We start from the raw sequence: 16,577 nt of genomic DNA on the forward strand, positions 1-16,577 counted from the left end.
CGGTATAACCTGGCCAGAAGGAGGCAATATCAATATGATGCACGGCGACAGCAGGGTGATGGTGGTGGTGTGTTTGGCGACAACCAGTTTACCAGCACTCTGTCTGTCAACTTCCACTTTCCCAGGATCCCGCGAAGAACCACAAAAAAGGGGCCTCGCGGCCCCTCTTTGCTCCATCATGTGCCCGGTCAGGCTTCGAAACCGAATGCCTTGACCGGGGTCTCTCCCTCCTCGGCCTCCTGATCCTCCAGATAGATGTCGTGATAGGCGGCATAGATGGAGTAGTTGATGGCAGGCAGCACCACCAGCAGGCCCACCAGCATCAGGAGTGCGCCAAAGAAGATCAGCACGGCCCCGAGCAGCCCCCACCAGAGGAAGGGCCACATGTTGCGCAGACATCCCTTGAAGCTGAGCCGGGCTGCCTGCCAGACCCCGACCTGATGGAAGAGGATAAGGGCGGGGGCGAAGGTGATGGCCATCAGCACGGGAACGAACAGTGCCAATCCCACCAGGGCACAGACGAGGAAGCCCTGTGCCTGCTCCGGGGTCAGCGCCAGGGAGCCCGGATCCGCGGACAACAGGCCGGTGAGTCCCCACTGGTGCAGCAGGAACACGCAGATCATCAGGATCCCCATGATGAGACCGAGCACCATCAGGCCCCCCAGCATCAAGGGGGTCAACCGATGGCGGAAACCGGCAAAGAAGTCGCCAAATTGCAGTGCCTCGCCATGGTGACCCCGCCGCGCCACCGCCACCCAGCCAGCCCCCCACACCATGTAGAGCAACTGGGAGATCAAGCCCCCCGCCGGCAGCTGATCCAGTACGATGCCCACCACAAACCAGAGCACTATCATGGCCACGCTGGCACCCATCCCCTTGTTGAAGATGTCGAATCCGGTGCGGATCCAGATCCAGCCCTGTCCTATACCATGGCGTTTGGGTTCGTGGCGCAGGGCCCTGTCACTGTTCATCATTGACCTCGTCGAAAAATAAGGGCGAAGCGGCGTCTCCTCAGGACACGCTCACCGTGACCATGATGGGGCCGGTGCGTACTACCTGGCCCGGCAGCCGGGTCGGGGAGAGCCTCATCTTGCAGTCGGTGACCTGGGTCGCCGCCGAGTAGGGTACCGCGATGGCGGTATCGAATGGAATAGGGGTCAGGGCCCCTGTCCGGCCATGCCCACCGCGACCCGGCCTGGCTGGTGGTGAAGCTGTTGTCGCTCGCGAGCGCCCCCAAGATGCGGTAGCGCAGCGGCCCCCTGCTCAGGCTGGCAAGGTCGAAGGGAAGGCTGGCACCCGCAACCAGAGCATTCACCTCGCTGCAATGGCGTGTCCGTTGCGTCTTTCTGGGCCGCAGCCGACGAGTTTATCGCCCACGGTTGACGGACAGCACCGCCAGAATGTGGCATCATCTCCCCCCTCTTGCTTTCCCCCTGATCCGATGGAGCCATCATGCGCCGCCTCTTCTTTCTTCTCCTGCTGCTCGGCAGCCCTGCGCTTCACGCCGAACCGGGGTTTATCAGCCGCCTGCTCAACCACCCGGTGCCGGGGGGCGTGGCCGTGGTACCACTGGGAAGCGGGGCCAAGGCGCCCGCAGTGCGCTATCAGGACAAGCCTGTGCTGGTGGTACAGGAAGACGGGAAGACGTGGATTGCCATCGTCGGCATCCCGCTCAAGAGCGCGCCCGGCCCCCATCAGGTGACCACCAGCGATGGCCGCACCTTGAGTTTCACGGTCGGCACCAAGCACTACCGTGAGCAGCACATCAAGCTCAAGAACAGCCGCCAGGTCAATCCGCTGGCCGAAGACATGACCCGCATCAACCGGGAGCTTGCCGAACAGACCCGCGCCTACCAGACCTTCAGCCCGGCTCAGCCGAGCAACCTGCTGTTTGAGAAGCCGGTCCAGGGCCCGCTCTCCAGTCCCTTCGGGCTGCGCCGCTTCTTCAACGGCGAGGAGCGCAACCCCCACTCCGGCCTCGACTTCGCGGTCGGAGCCGGCACTCCCATCAAGGCACCAGCCGCTGGCAAGGTCATCCTCATCGGCAACTACTTCTTCAACGGCAATACGGTGTTCGTCGACCACGGCCAGGGCCTCATCAGCATGTTCTGTCACATGTCGAAGGTGGACGTGAAGCTGGGCCAGAGCCTGCCCCGCGGCGGCATCGTCGGCCGGGTCGGCGCCACCGGCCGCGCCACCGGTCCCCACATGCACTGGAACGTCAGCCTCAACGACGCCCGCGTCGACCCCGCCATCTTTATCGGCGCCTTCAAGCCCTGAGGCCGGCGACCTGCCGCCCACAGGCAGGGGCACTCAAAATGAAAAAGGCAGCCAAGGCTGCCTTTTTCATGGACGCATGACCACATCTCAGGCAGCGCTGTGCTGGCGCCCCTCCCTGTTCATCGCCCGCCACATCACCAGGACCAGCAGAGTGCTGCAAGTGGGCAGCGCCAGCCAGACACCGGCCACTCCCCACAGGGAGGAGAAGCCCCACAGGAAACCGCCGATCAGCACCAGCTTGCCGCCGGTGAGCTGGGAAGCGATGCGGGCCCGGTTGATGGCCTGGAAGTAGGTGGCCCCCACCAGCAGCAAGCCTTCCATGGGCAGCCCCCAGAAGTAGAGCCAGATACCGAGGGTCGCCACCGGCAACAGGGCAGCATTGTCCCCCGCAAACAGATAAACCACTGCCTCTGGCCACAGATACAGCGGGATCATCCCGCACAGTGCCACCGCCATGGTCACTCCCAATGCCAGGTTGCGCACCCGCAGCACTCGCGACCAGTTGCCCGCCCCGGCATTGAAGCTGGCGATGGGCTGGATGCCCATGGCGATCCCCTCGAAGATGAGATAGAAGAAGGCCTCGCTGTAGCTGATGACCCCATAGGCGGCAACGTGCAGCGAAGTGCCCACCGAGAGCAGCGCCTTGTTGTGCAGCGCCAGCACCACCGAGAGGTAGAGGTACATCAGAAAACTCGACACCCCGAGTCGCAATGTCTCCCCCATCAGCCGCCAGTCGGGCACCAGGGTATCCCAGCGAATGCGCAACTGGCTGCGGGGGGTAAAGAAGTGCCACAGGCACAGGCCTCCGGTGACCGCCTGGGAGAGCATGGTCGCGATGGCGGCCCCCGCCAGCCCCCAGGGGATCACCGCCATCAGCAGGTAGTCGAGCAGCACGTTGAGCACGCCGCCCCCCACCAGGATCCAGGTGGTGAGGCCGGGTCGCCCGTCGTTGCGCAGCAGGGCGGTAAAGGCCATGGAGAGCACCGCGAACACCCCGAGCCAGGCGTACCACTGCAGATAGGCGAAGCCTGCGTCGAAGATGACCCCCTGCGCCCCCATCCAGACAAGCATGGCCTTGCCGTAACGAATGCCAATGAAGGCGAGCAGCGCGGAGGCGATGAGCACCATCACCAGGGCATTGCCGACGATGTGGCGCGCCCTGGCCTGCTCCCCCTTGCCCAGATAGAAGGAGGCCAGCGACGAGGATCCCATGCCGATCAGGGCCCCCACCGCGTAGAGCACGGCGCAGATGGGGTACGCCAGCATCATGCCGGCCAGCCCGTCCTGGCCCAGGATATGGCCGACGAAGATGCCGTCTATGGTGACATAGATGCCGGTGACCAGCATGGCGGCCACCGTGGGGGTGACGTAACGCAAGAAGAGGCGGGAAAGGGGGGCCGTGCCCAGATCGACGGAGGACATAAATTGCTCAATGAAGGGGAACGGCCAGAATAATAGCCAAACAAGACCCGGATCACCCGTTATTTGTGCCGTGGATCATTCATCTTGAGGGCTTTACCCGCCCCGGCCCCTGCTTTAGGCTAGGGCGACTTCTCCTGAACGGAAACGTGCGCCATGTTGCAACGCCTGCTCTGTCTGATGCTCTGTCTCAGCCTGTTCCCCTTCTCCGCTGTCCAGGCTGATGATGCCATCACTCAGGTAGAGGAGCTGCTGCAAAGCATCCCCAAGACGGATACCCCGGAAAACCAGCAACTGCGGGAGAGCTACCAGCAGGCGCTGCAATATGCCCGGGATGCCCAGCGCTACCGGGAACAGGGCAAGGCCTACCAGCAGATCCTCATCGACTACCCCAAGGAGTCCGCCCGTCTCAAGGAGGGGCTGCACAACTATCAGCCCCAGTCCCGCCCGTCCCTCTCCTCCCTCAAGGAGGATGCCCTGCGCCAGGCCATCAGCCTGAGCAGCAACCGCCAGCTCAACCTGCGCAAAGAGCGTCAGGCTGTGACCGACAGCCTCAACCAGCTGGAGAGCACGGGCCAGGAGTATCACCTGCGGGTCGACGAGTTGCGCAAGCAGTTGCTCCAGACCCGCTCCCTGCTCGATCGCCTGAGCTTCAGCAACGAGTCGGACAGGTTGCAGGAGGCCCAGCAACTGGCCACCCGACTCAAGGAGCAGAGCCTCTCCGACCGGATCCAGATGCTGGAGCTGGAGCAGCTCTCCGCCCAGCAGCGCAACGATCTGGGCAAGCTCAAGCTGCAGGAGCTCAACCTCGCCATCACCGACGAGGATGAGTGGCAGACCAGTCTGCTTGCCCAGCAGAACCAGCTGCGCCGGGACAAGACCGAGCAGGCCCTGGCCGAGAGCGAACGCCTGCGCCGCCAGCTCACCTCTGACCTCCCCCTCTTGCAGGAGCAACAGCAGCAAAACCAGGCCCTCTCCCTCCAACTGGGGGCTCTCGAGGACCAGATTGAACGGGTGCAGGACGAGCAACGGGGGGTGGACACCTCCCTCTCCGGGCTCAACGAGCTGGTCAATTCGGTGCGCGAACAGCTGGAGTGGTTGCAGATAAGCAACGCCTACGGCGAGAACCTGCGCAGCAAGCTGGCCGATCTGCCCGCCTACTTCCCGCTGGAGCGGCTGGAGTCCGCCATCGTCAAGGCGCGCATGGCCAAATACCAGTACGAGACCGAGCAGGATGCCCTGAAGGATCCGGTCCAGCTGCGCAACAGCCTGCTCAGTGGAGACGGCATCACCCTGGACAGGGCCCAGCGCGCCGTGCTGGACAACCTGCTCAAGGCGAGGCGGCAACTGCTGACCCGGCTCAACGATGCCTCCGACACCCTCATTCAGGAGCAGACCCGCCTCAAGCTGCTCTACAGCCGCCAGAACAGCAAGATCGACGAGATCCGCGAACTCAGCGCCAGCCATCTGTTCTGGATGCCGGACGTGCGCCCCCTGAGCCCGGCGGTGCTGCTCGGCGTCCCGGCCGCCCTCGGCCTTGCCTTCAACCCGGCCAACTGGCTGCAACTGCCCAGGGCCATCGCCGAGAACAACCCCCTGAGCCTGACCCTGGCTGGCCTCGGGCTGCTGGGACTGGCCTGGTGCTGGCTGAAACTGGCCCGCCACCTCATTCAATACAGCCAGTACATTGCCCCGCGCATCGGCAAGGTAACCCAGGACAAGTTCAGCCTCACCAGCCGGTTGCTGGTGCGCTCCGTGCTCGCCGCCCTGCCGCTGCCCGCCATGGTGCTCATGGTGCACGGCCTGCTGGACAGCGCCTGGCAATATCCCTTCGCGGTGGCGGTGGCCCGGGGCCTGGGTGAAATCTGGTTCCTGCTGCTGGCCCTGCTGGTGGCGCGCCACCTCACCCTGGAGAAGGGGATCCTCATCCTCCACTTCCGCTGGCAGAAGGAGCGGGTGCAGCGAGTATGGGGACAGTTTCGTACCCTGCTGCTGGTGCTGATCCCGAGCTTCTTCGTGCAGGGCATGGCGAGCAGCTATCAGGAGCACGCCTTCTACGACTCCCTGGGACGCCTCGCCTTCATCATCGGGGCCCTCTGGCTGCTGCTCTTCTTTGCCCGCCTCAACCGGGAAAAACTGCCCCTCACCTGGGGTCAGGCAGACATGACCAAGCCCCATCTGCTGCACCACTTCATCTGGAACAGCCTGATGCTGGCCCCGCTGCTGGCGGTGCTGGGTGCCCTGTTCGGCTACTTCTACACCTCCCGCACCCTGCTGCGCCAGCTGGAGCTGAGCCTGCTGGCGGGGCTCGGCTGCCTGCTCGTCTACTATCTGGCCCACCGCTGGATGCTGATCCAGCGCCGCCGACTCGCCTTCGATCGCGCCAAGCAGAAGCGGGCCGAGATCCTGGCGCAGCGGGAGCGGGAAGAGGACGATCTCAGCTCCGAGATCCCCGATGTGGTGGAGGAGCCCGAGCTGGATCTGGATACCATCAGCGCCCAGTCCCTCGGCCTGGTGCGCACCCTGCTGATGCTGGGCTTCACCATGCTGGTGGTGGTGCAATGGTCGGATCTCAACTCGGCATTCAGCTTCCTCAGCAGCATCGAGGTGTGGCAGGTGAGCAGCAAGGTGGCCGGCATCGAGCAGCTCTCCGCCATCACCCTGCAGGATCTGATGCTGACCGTCTTCGCCTTCATCCTGACGGTGGTCACCGCCCGCAACCTGCCAGGGTTGATGGAGCTCACCCTGCTCCAGCACCTGAGCCTCTCCCCCGGCACCGGCTTCGCCCTCACCACGGTGAGCAAGTACCTCGTGCTGCTGATTGGTGCCCTCACCGGCTTCTCCATGCTCGGCATCGACTGGTCCAAGACCCAGTGGCTGGTGGCGGCACTCTCCGTGGGGCTGGGCTTCGGCTTGCAGGAGATCTTCGCCAACTTCGTCTCCGGCCTCATCATCCTGTTCGAAAAACCGATCCGCCTGGGTGACACCGTCACCATCCGGGATCTCACCGGCACCGTCACCAAGATCAAGACCCGCGCCACCACCATAGTGGACTGGGACAGGAAGGAAATCATCGTCCCCAACAAGGCCTTCATCACCGAGCAGTTCATCAACTGGTCCCTGTCCGATGCCATCACCCGGGTCCGCTTGCGCATTCGCATCGGCCTGACCCAGAATCCCAAGCAGGTACAGCAACTGCTGGAGCAGAGCGTGCGCGAGTCCACCCTGGTGCTGGATACGCCCGCCCCGGAGGTGTTCCTCATCGAGTTCACCGACTCTGCCCTCATCTACGAGATCCGGCTCTACGTCAACAACATGGATCACAGGATGCCCATTACGCACGAGGTACATTCCCTGATCCTGGAGAAACTCGGCCAGGTCGGCATGCATCTGCCACATCAGCAGATCGACATCCGGATGAGCCGGGGATGAAGCCCCCAAAGACGACAACAGGAGCCATCATGCAGATCATTGCCCATCGCGGTGCCAGCGGCCTGGCCCCGGAGAATACCCTCAAGGCGATGAGCCTGGCGCTGGATCTGGGTGCCAAAGCCATCGAGCTGGACGTGCAGTGGGCCGACGGAGAGCTCTGGGTCTTCCACGACCGGCGGCTGGAGCGCTGCACCAACGGCCAGGGTGTGCTGACCGGGCAATCCCGGGAGTACCTGGCGAGCCTGGATGCGGGGGACGGGGAGCGGATCCCGACCCTGTGGCAGGTGATGGCACTGGTGGCGGGGCGCTGCGAACTGCACATCGAGCTCAAGGGCGCCCACACCGCCGAGCCGGTGGCCGCCCTGACCAGGCGGGCCGAGGCCGAGCTTGGCTTTACCCAGGCGCACTGGATCGTTTCCTCCTTTCATCATCCCGAGCTGTTACGCTTCAAGGGACTGCGACCGGAAATCAGGAGCGGCGCCCTCACGGCCAGCCTGCCCCTCGACGGCGCCGCCTTCGCCGAGACGCTGGGGGCCTGGTCACTGAACTGCGACGTGGATTTCGTCGACGAGACCCTGGTGGCGGATGCCCATCGCCGGGGGCTCAAGATCCTGGTCTACACGGTCGACGAAGTGAGTGATGGGAGCGCCCTCGCCAGCATGGGTGTCGATGGTATCTTCACCAACCGGCCAGATCGATTCAGCTGAGTATCGGCGCGGCCTGGCAGGCCACAAGGAGGTGAAAAGAATTGAAAAAATGTGGTGCACCGGGATACATAAAGTCCATAGCCAGCCGATACAGGGTTGGCTCATAACAATAACAAACACCATGGATCTCTGACTGACGCTCACAAGGATGTAAACATGAACCTATCCATCAAGAACAAGCTGGTCCTCTCCATCGGGGCCATCATTCTGGTCATCACCGGCCTGCAGGTCTGGTACACCTCCCAGTTGCGCAGTGAAACCCAGCGGCTGATCTGGAGCTTCATCGACGACAGCTCGGTCGCCAACGTCAAGGGGATCTCCCGCTGGCTCGACGCCCGCATCAATCTCGTCACCGCCACCAAGGAAGCCTTCGCCAAGGAAGACGAGCCCCTCAGCTACCTGGCCCAGTCCATGAATGCGGGCAACTTCGATCTCGTCTACGTGGGCACCAAGGATGGCCGGATGATCCAGAGCAAGCCGACCGATCTGCCGGCCGGCTATGATCCGCGCCAGCGTCCCTGGTACAAGGACGCCATGGCCGCCGGCAAGCTCGCCATCACGGCCCCCTATGCCGACATCACCACCGGCCAGCTCATCATCACCATCGCCGAGCCCTTCAGTCGCGGCAACACCGACGGCGTCATCGCCGGTGACGTCTCCATCGACGGTCTGGTGAAAGACGTACTCGCCATGAACTCGGAAGGCACCTATGCCATTCTGGTGGACAGCAACGGCACCATCATCGCCCACCCGGACAAGGATCTGACCCTCAAACCCGCCACCGCCATCTCCCCGGAACTGACGGCAGCCAAGGTCAACGAGCTGGCCCATGACAACACCATCTCCGAGATGGATATCAGCGGCAAGGCAAGCGTATTCGACCTCACCGAGATCCCCAACACCAACTGGTATTTCGGCATCGTGGTGGACGAAGCGGTCGCCTACCAGTCCGTCTCCCGCATGGTCACCTCCGCCCTCATTCAGGGATTGCTGACCATCCTCATCGTGGCAGGCTTCTCCTATGTCGCCATCAACGGCTCCCTGGCGCCGCTGAAAACCCTGGGCGAGGCAATTGCCGATCTCTCCCGCGGCAACGGCGATCTCACCCGTCGCATCAAGATCGAGCGTGAAGACGAGGTCGGTACCGTCGCCAAGCACGTCAACACCTTCATCGAGCGCATCCACGTCATGGTGCAGGACATCTCCAACTCCTCCACCCAGCTCAACCAGCAGGCCAGGTCTTCCCACGACATGGCGGAGAAATCCAACCAGGGGCTGGCCCGCCAGCAAAACGAGATCTCCCAGATTGCGACCGCAGTGCACGAGATGTCCGCCACCGCCGTCGAAGTGGCCAGCAACGCCGAGCAGACCGCGGAAGCGGCCCGCAGCTCCTCCAGCAGTTGCGAGCACGGCAAGCAGGTGATTGCCCGCAACCAGCGCTCCATCACGGATCTCGCCACCCAGGTCAAGCAGGCCTCCGGCATCATCCAGGAGCTGGAGAAGAACGCCCAGGAGATCAACACCATCCTCTCCACCATCCAGGGCATCGCCGAGCAGACCAACCTGCTGGCGCTCAACGCCGCCATCGAGGCCGCCCGGGCTGGCGAGCAGGGACGCGGCTTTGCCGTGGTGGCCGACGAGGTGCGGGTGCTTTCCCAGCGCACCCACAGCTCCACCGTCGAGATCCGCAGCATGATCGAGACCCTGCAGCGCAACACCCAGGGCGCCGTCAGTACCATGCACGAGGGTCAGTTGCTGGCCCAGAACAGCGTGGAAGATGCCAACGATGCGACCCAGGCGCTGGAGCAGATCACCACCTCCATCAACCAGATCTCCGACATGGCGACCCAGATCTCCAGCGCCGCCGAGGAACAGCGTGCCGTCACCGACGAGGTGAGCCGCAACATCCAGGCGGTCAAGGATGTCTCGGACGAGCTGGCAGTGGATGCGGACAGCTCCCGCAATCTGTCGGCCCAGCTTAAAAATATTTCAGGTGAATTGAATAATCAGGTCGGCATGTTCCGCATCTGATCGACCATGGGAAGAAAGGGGCCGTTCAGGCCCCTTTTTTTATAAACCCTTTTTGTTTCAACGGTTATAATCCCCTTTCGAGACCCTCAACCCTGTGATCGACATCTCCTTTTGCCCATGTGTGGGAGACGGGCGCAGTCTGTCATGGCTATATTCGCATTACTTTTTTGATGCCTAATCTCGATATGTCATCGTGATAATAGTTATCATTAAACTGTTTTGATAAAAAACTTAAAAACTTTATGGGTAATACCCAAAAAGAGAGGCATTTCTCATTTTTTTGAAAGAAAACTACGTATAATCTTGGAGTTAAAATCACCAGAGTAGCGAGTACGGCTGATCCAGATCACTGATGGATGGCGATAATGACGGCATTTTCATCCAAGGAATGGGGTGATTTTAATAAAAATCACCGTTGCCAAGCACTAAAACAAAGCAGTTTGACTTGCATCAAGCCTGAATTTTTTTCATAGAGCAAAATCGTGCCCAGCAAATCTATCCCTAAGGAGGCAGATGTGGATATTATCAAGACCGATGTTGCCATCATCGGTGCCGGTGGCGGTGGCCTGCGTGCCGCAATCGCCATTGCAGAAGCCCACCCGGAGCTGGAAATCGCCCTGATTTCCAAGGTCTATCCGATGCGCAGCCACACAGTGGCCGCCGAAGGTGGCGCCGCAGGCGTCGTCCGTGATGACGACTCCCTGGAAAACCACTTCAACGACACCGTCTCCGGTGGTGACTGGTTGTGTGAGCAGGACGTAGTCGAGTACTTCGTCAACAACGCCACCAACGAGATGATCCAGCTGGAGCACTGGGGTTGCCCCTGGAGCCGCAAACCGGACGGCAAGGCCAACGTTCGCCGTTTCGGCGGGATGAAGATCCCCCGCACCTGGTTCGCCGCCGACAAGTCCGGCTTCCACATCCTGCACACCCTGTTCCAGACCTCCATCAAGTACCCGACCATCAAGCGCTTCGACGAGCACTTCTGTCTGGATCTCATCGTGGAAGATGGCCGTGTCCAGGGTGTCGTCACCTTTGACATCCAGAACGGCATCACCCGCTTCATCCAGGCCAAGTCCGTGGTGCTGGCCACCGGCGGCGCAGGTCGTGTCTATCGCTACAACACCAACGGTGGCATCGTCACCGGGGACGGCATGGCCCTGGCCTACCGCCACGGCGTACCGCTGCGGGACATGGAGTTCGTCCAGTATCACCCGACCGGTCTGCCGGGCACCGGCATCCTGATGACCGAAGGTTGTCGTGGTGAGGGTGGCATCCTGCTCAACAAGGATGGCTATCGCTACCTGCAAGATTACGGTCTGGGCCCGGAAACCCCGGTCGGCCAGCCGAAGAACAAGCACATGGAGCTGGGTCCGCGCGACCGTCTCTCCCAGGCCTTCTGGCAGGAGCAGCAAAAAGGCCGCGTGATCCAGGGCCCCATGGGCGACGTGGTTCACCTCGACCTGCGCCACCTTGGCGAGAAGTACCTGAAAGAGCGTCTGCCCTTCATCTGCGAACTGGCCAAGGCCTATGTGGGTGTGGATCCGGTAAAAGAGCCGATTCCGGTACGTCCGACCGCCCACTACACCATGGGTGGCATCGAAACCGACGGCAAGTGCGCCACTCGTCTGGCCGGTCTCTATGCCGCTGGCGAATGTGCCTCCGTCGGTCTGCACGGCGCCAACCGTCTGGGTTCCAACTCCCTGTCCGAGATCGTGGTCTTCGGCAAGGTGGCCGGTGAGCAGGCAGCCGAGTTTGCCGCCACCCAGCAACACGGCAACACCCAGGCACTGGTCGCCAAGGCCGAGGCGCTCATCAAGCAGCACCTCTCCCTGCTGGACATCGACGGCACCGAAAACCCGGCGGATATCCGCAACGAACTGGGCATGTCCATGGAAGCCGGTGTCGGTATCTACCGTACCGAAGAGCTGATGCAGGGCACCATCGACAAGATCAACGAGCTGAAAGCCCGTTACAAGAAGATCAAGATCAACGACAAGTCCTCGGTCTTCAACACCGACCTGCTGTACGCCATCGAGCTGGGCTACATGCTGGACGTGGCGGAAGCCATGGCGCACTCCGCCCTCAACCGCAAAGAGTCCCGCGGTTCCCACCAGCGTCTGGACGGTTACGAGGAGCGCGATGACGTCAACTTCCTCAAGCACACTCTCTCCTTCTACAACGGCGAAGGGGCCCCGACCATCGACTATTCCGATGTGAAGATCACTAAATCCCAACCGGCCAAGCGCGTGTACGGTTCCGAGGGTGAGAAACAAGACGAGGCTAAGAAGAATGGCTGAGATGATCGAAATTGAAATCCTGCGCTACCGTCCCGAGCAGGATAACGAGCCCTGGATGCAGACCTTCCAGGTGCCCTACCTCAAAGAGATGTCCCTGCTGGATGCGCTGCAATACATCAAGGATCATCTGGACTCTACCTTGAGCTTCCGCTGGTCCTGCCGGATGGCGATCTGCGGCTCCTGCGGCATGATGGTCAACGGCATTCCGAAACTCGGTTGCAAGACCTTCCTGCGGGATTACCTGCCGGGCAAGATGACTATCGAGCCGCTCAACAACTTCCCCATCGAGCGCGATCTGGTGGTCGACATGTCCGACTTCATCGAGAAGCTGGAGAGCATCAAGCCCTACATCATCCCGTCCGAGCCGCGCAGCCTGTGCGACGGCGAGTACACCCAGACGCCGGCTGACATGGCGAAGTATCACCAGTTCTCCATGTGCATCAACTGCGGTCTGTGCTACGCGGCCTGCCCGCAATATGGCATCAACAAGAAGTTCACCGGTCCGGCGGCCCTGGCACTGGCCTATCGCTACAACGCCGACAACCGCGACAGCGCGTCCAGGGAGCGGATGAAGATCATCAGCCAGGACGAGGGCGTCTGGGGCTGTACCTTCGTGGGCTACTGCTCCGAAGTGTGCCCGAAAGGCGTGGATCCGGCCGCCGCCATCCAGCTCGGCAAGGTCGAGAGCGCCAAGGACTACATGATCGCCATGTTCAAGCCGGACTGAGACCAGGAGTGAGACCATGAACAACACTGAGAGCAAACGTAAGCCTTACGTGCGCGAGATGAAAAAAGACTGGTGGCTGAAGAATGCCTTCTACACCGGTTACATGATCCGCGAAGGCACCAGCATCTTCGTCTCCATCTACGCCGTCGTGCTGATGTGGGGTCTGCTGCGGCTGGTACAGGGTCAGGAGGCATTCAACGGCTGGCTGGAATCCCTGCAGAGCCCCATTGCCATCCTGTTCCACGTCATCGCCCTGGCAGCCTGCCTGTTCCACGCCAAGACCTGGTTCGCCCTGGCACCGAAAGCCATGCGCATCTTCCGTGGCGAAGACCTGGTGCCGGAGAAACCGATCGTCATCGCCCAGTATGTGGCGCTGGCGGCGGTATCCCTGCTTGTCCTGATCATCGTGGCCTGAGGAGAAAACCATAAGACGTTCTGACGAACCCGGTTATTGGTGTCTGTTTGGTACCGGGCTCTCACTCAGAAACGTTGGCCACGATCACTCAATCATGATTTGAGGAAAAAATATGAGACGTTCTGACGAGCCAATTTACTGGGGTCTGTTTGGTGCGGGTGGCATGGTGGTTGCCATGCTGCTGCCGGTCATTGTCCTCATCACAGGTCTGCTGGTGCCCATGGGCATCATGGACGTGGAGACCATGAGCTACGAGCGCGTGCTGGCATTCGCCAGCTCCTGGTGGGGTGCCTGCATCCTGCTGGTGATCATCGCCCTGCCCGTCTGGCACGGCATGCACCGCATCTACCACGGCCTGCATGATCTGGGGATCCACACCACCAAGCTGCACCACTATGTGTTCTATGGCTTCGCCTTCCTGGTGTCCGCCATCACCGTCGGCCTGCTGATGGTGCTGGTGCTCCAGTAAGCACATCCTGACTGCATGACAAACCGGGCCCAGTGCCCGGTTTTTTTATGACCATCTTCCGCGGTTCATCTCCATCCGGCAGCTGGCCTGCACGCTCGTTCGGCATCCGTCACCAGAGTCGCGGTGCCGGTTCACGACCGTTTTCCGCGTAGTAGAGCGACGGCAGAAACTGCGCCAGATAGCTGAACTCGCTGTAGCAGTGGCGCATCAGGTTGAAACCTACCTCGTCCGGCACCTCGTCAAACGGATTGGCGCAGGCCTTGCCCAGCAGAAAACGACTGCGCAGCACACAGCCATAGGGGGTATCGCGCGCCAGGTGCAGCATCTCGCCATCCAGTGGCGCCCCCTGCTCATCCAGCGCCACCTCGTCGCCAAAGCCGATACGGGCGCAGATGGCGGCAGAGAGAGCCTGCGTCTCCCGCGCCTCGTGTAGAGATTGCGGGGCGAACACCTCTTCGGCACCGTGGAACTTGAGGCGAGCTGCCACCGGCGGCAGCTCGGCAAGCCACTCCACCGCCTCTATGCTGGCTCCCACGAAGCGCTCCCCTTTTTTCCAGTGATGATCCCAGCCCCGGTGCTCGACATGATCGTGGGGGTGCCACCACCTGATGTGCTGGGTCGTCTCGAAGAAGGTGAACCACCAATCCAGCATGCGCCCCTTGCAGCCGTGCAGATCGGTGCGGATGGCGACCGTCAGCAGGCCGTCGGTGCTGCGGGTCAGACCCATTTCCAGGCGAAGGGGTTGCGGACTGAGCAACTCATTGATGTCATTGACGCCCCAGGGGGCAAACAGGGCAGAAGGATGCATGATATGACTCCCATAAATTTAGGAAACGATGTTCGTTTCCTAAATTACGCTATGCCTGTATGCTTAGTCTGTCAATGCTTTCCAGGAGCCCATATGTCGCACCAGAACGATGAAGAAACACGCTCACGAGGCCGTCCGGTCACCCCGGAAGCCGACCTTCGCGCCGCCCTCGCCGAGGCGACGCTGACCTTGTTGCTCAAGGGGGGCTACAGCGCTGCGACCGTGGATGCGGTGGCCAAAGAGGCGGGGGTTGCCAAGAAGACCCTCTACCGCTTCGCCGCCAATCGCGACGAGCTGGTGGCGCAGGCGGTGCGCAGCTGGACCGATGCCTTCCAGCCGGCCTTCGAGCAGGATGCCGCTCATCCAGGCGCGCTGGGGGAGATGCTGGTGCTGGGCTTGCAGACCATAGCGGGACAGGTGCTGAGCGCACCGGCGGTGGGCATGTTCCGGCTGCTGCAGCATGAGTTCGCGGGGCGCGATGCCCTGCTGGCGGCCTATCAGGAGAACGGTATTGCCCGCGGCAGGGCGACGCTGGCGGCGTGGCTACAGCGCCAGCAGCAACTGGGCTGGCTGCGGGAGCTGGACACCGCCCAGACCAGCGATCTGCTGCTGGCGATGACCATGGCGGAGCCGCTGCGCCAGATGGCGCTCGGCTTGCTGGCGCCGGGCAGCGACATTCGCGCGCGCATCACCGCGGCCGTTGCGCTGGTGCTGCCCGGCTTGATGCGAGGGTAGGCGTCCTTCCTCAGCGTGCCACCTCCTGCCATTGAGCCAACAAGGGAGCAGGAACGTTGCCATAACGCAGCAGCGGGGTCTGGTGCCACTCCGCCAGCTTCTGGATGGCCTTGCCCAGATCCTGGGCCAGGCTCTGGGTGATCCTGACCCCTTGCTCCAGATAGAGGCTCTTGACCTCGAACACCCCCTCCTTGCGATGGGCCTTGGCGTCCATCCTGCCCACCAGCTTGCCGCGATGCAGCAACGGCAGCACGAAATAACCGTACTGGCGCTTGGGGGCCGGGGTATAGCACTCGATGCGATAGTCAAAGCCAAACAACTCGCTGGCCCGCTTGCGATCCCACACCAGCGGGTCAAAGGGCGAGAGCACGGCGGTGTGGCTCGCCTTGAGGGAGCCCGCCTGGGCCCGGACCAGTTCATCGGCCAGGGAGGCGTGAACGAAGGCTCCGTGCTGCCACCCCTCCACTCGTACCGGCAACAGCTCCCCCTCGTCCGCCAGCTGGTGGAGCAGGGCGTCGTATTTCCCCCGTTTAAGGCGATAGTAATCCGCCACCCAGCCGGTCTTGACCAGCCCCAGCGCCCGGCAACTGGCTCGCACCATGTCCCGCCGGGCGAGATCAGGACTCGGCAGATCCCGCTCGTCATTCCACTCCGGCATGACCCGCTCGGCGAGATCGTAGACCCGCTGGAAATTGCGCCGTTCGCGCACCATCAGCTGACCTGCGGTAAACAGCACCTCCAGGTGGCGCTTTTCGGGCTTCCAGTCCCACCAGCCGTTGCCCTTGCCCCCCTTGCGCTCGAAGTCTGCCGCCCGCACCGGGCCATCCTGGCGAATGCGCTCCACTATCTGCGCGATCTCGCCGCCGTGGGTCTTGAGCCACTGGGCGGAGAACTTCCAGCCCATGGCGGCGGGATCCAGCATGCGATGGCGCAGCAGCCGGTAATCTTCCCGGGGGACGAAACAGGCCTCGTGGGCCCAGTATTCGAAGAGGTCACCATCAGCCAGCAGTTGTTCCAGCCAGCGCGGATCGTAATGGCCGAGACGGCTGAACAGCACCAGATAGGGGCTGCGGGCCACCACGGAGATGGTGTCTATCTGCAGCAACGCCATGCGTCTGATGCAGGCAAGCAGATCGGCGGGGGTTGCTCTGGCGCGGCGCGGGGTCAGCAGCCCCTGAGCCGCCAGTTGCAGGTGGCAAGCGTCTTGCAATGAGAGGTGGGGGATCGACATGGAGATAGGGGCATCCGTTCCTG

13 protein-coding genes are annotated in these 16,577 nt (G+C 62.1%); 9 read left to right on the plus strand and 4 right to left on the minus strand.

The genetic code is table 11. The features are described from left to right. Positions 1 to 188: 188 nt before the first annotated feature. Positions 189 to 971 (minus strand): BPSS1780 family membrane protein, encoded by a 783-nt coding sequence (locus tag OKC30_RS03300; RefSeq protein WP_045525644.1) that lies wholly within the window; start codon positions 969 to 971, stop codon positions 189 to 191. A gap of 481 nt (positions 972 to 1,452) precedes the next feature. Between OKC30_RS03300 and OKC30_RS03305 the strand changes: the two genes are divergently transcribed. Further along, positions 1,453 to 2,280, plus strand: coding sequence for a M23 family metallopeptidase (locus OKC30_RS03305; RefSeq protein WP_113068835.1), 828 nt, complete (start codon positions 1,453 to 1,455; stop codon positions 2,278 to 2,280). Positions 2,281 to 2,367: 87 nt separating this feature from the next. Here OKC30_RS03305 and OKC30_RS03310 read toward each other — a convergent pair whose 3' ends face one another. Beyond that, the gene (locus tag OKC30_RS03310; RefSeq protein ID WP_160837042.1) at positions 2,368 to 3,702 is read right to left on the minus strand and encodes an MATE family efflux transporter; all 1,335 of its coding nucleotides are present in this window, start codon (positions 3,700 to 3,702) and stop codon (positions 2,368 to 2,370) included. 153 nt (positions 3,703 to 3,855) lie between these two features. Between OKC30_RS03310 and mscM the strand changes: the two genes are divergently transcribed. The 7 genes from mscM (at position 3,856) to frdD (ending at position 13,780) form a co-directional block, all read left to right on the plus strand. Then, a complete protein-coding gene (mscM, locus tag OKC30_RS03315) occupies positions 3,856 to 7,131 on the plus strand; it encodes a miniconductance mechanosensitive channel MscM (protein WP_270666220.1) in 3,276 nt (1,091 codons plus the stop codon). A gap of 29 nt (positions 7,132 to 7,160) precedes the next feature. Next, positions 7,161 to 7,838, plus strand: a complete 678-nt coding sequence (locus tag OKC30_RS03320; protein ID WP_113068838.1) for a glycerophosphodiester phosphodiesterase — start codon at positions 7,161 to 7,163, stop codon at positions 7,836 to 7,838. 156 nt (positions 7,839 to 7,994) lie between these two features. Next, positions 7,995 to 9,869 carry a methyl-accepting chemotaxis protein gene (locus OKC30_RS03325; protein ID WP_160837046.1) on the plus strand — a complete coding sequence of 625 codons (1,875 nt, stop codon included), beginning with the start codon at positions 7,995 to 7,997 and terminating at the stop codon, positions 9,867 to 9,869. Between the two features lie 515 nt (positions 9,870 to 10,384). After that, entirely contained in the window at positions 10,385 to 12,169 is a 1,785-nt protein-coding gene (frdA, locus tag OKC30_RS03330; RefSeq protein ID WP_160837049.1) for a fumarate reductase (quinol) flavoprotein subunit, read from the plus strand. Continuing rightward, positions 12,162 to 12,896: a succinate dehydrogenase/fumarate reductase iron-sulfur subunit gene (locus OKC30_RS03335; protein WP_042065016.1), complete on the plus strand. Its 735-nt coding sequence runs from the start codon at positions 12,162 to 12,164 to the stop codon at positions 12,894 to 12,896. The genes frdA and OKC30_RS03335 overlap by 8 nt, the downstream gene beginning before the upstream one ends. Positions 12,897 to 12,912: 16 nt before the next feature. Then, the gene (locus OKC30_RS03340) at positions 12,913 to 13,311 is read left to right on the plus strand and encodes a hypothetical protein (RefSeq protein WP_010673804.1); all 399 of its coding nucleotides are present in this window, start codon (positions 12,913 to 12,915) and stop codon (positions 13,309 to 13,311) included. Between the two features lie 112 nt (positions 13,312 to 13,423). After that, the gene (frdD, locus tag OKC30_RS03345) at positions 13,424 to 13,780 is read left to right on the plus strand and encodes a fumarate reductase subunit FrdD (RefSeq protein ID WP_010673803.1); all 357 of its coding nucleotides are present in this window, start codon (positions 13,424 to 13,426) and stop codon (positions 13,778 to 13,780) included. 109 nt (positions 13,781 to 13,889) lie between these two features. Here the strand turns inward: frdD and OKC30_RS03350 are convergent, their stop codons facing one another. After that, positions 13,890 to 14,588 carry a DAPG hydrolase family protein gene (locus OKC30_RS03350; RefSeq protein ID WP_124814410.1) on the minus strand — a complete coding sequence of 233 codons (699 nt, stop codon included), beginning with the start codon at positions 14,586 to 14,588 and terminating at the stop codon, positions 13,890 to 13,892. 93 nt (positions 14,589 to 14,681) lie between these two features. Here OKC30_RS03350 and OKC30_RS03355 point away from each other — a divergent pair, with 93 nt between their 5' ends. Further along, positions 14,682 to 15,323 carry a TetR/AcrR family transcriptional regulator gene (locus OKC30_RS03355; RefSeq protein WP_160837051.1) on the plus strand — a complete coding sequence of 214 codons (642 nt, stop codon included), beginning with the start codon at positions 14,682 to 14,684 and terminating at the stop codon, positions 15,321 to 15,323. A 10-nt stretch (positions 15,324 to 15,333) separates the two neighbouring features. On the opposite strand, the gene OKC30_RS03360 is transcribed toward OKC30_RS03355, so the two are convergent. Then, positions 15,334 to 16,554 carry a winged helix-turn-helix domain-containing protein gene (locus OKC30_RS03360; protein ID WP_270662143.1) on the minus strand — a complete coding sequence of 407 codons (1,221 nt, stop codon included), beginning with the start codon at positions 16,552 to 16,554 and terminating at the stop codon, positions 15,334 to 15,336. Positions 16,555 to 16,577: the final 23 nt, after the last annotated feature.

The sequence above is a fragment of the Aeromonas sp. QDB18 genome (assembly GCF_027705325.1).
GTDB classification, from domain to species: Bacteria; Pseudomonadota; Gammaproteobacteria; order Enterobacterales; family Aeromonadaceae; genus Aeromonas; species Aeromonas caviae.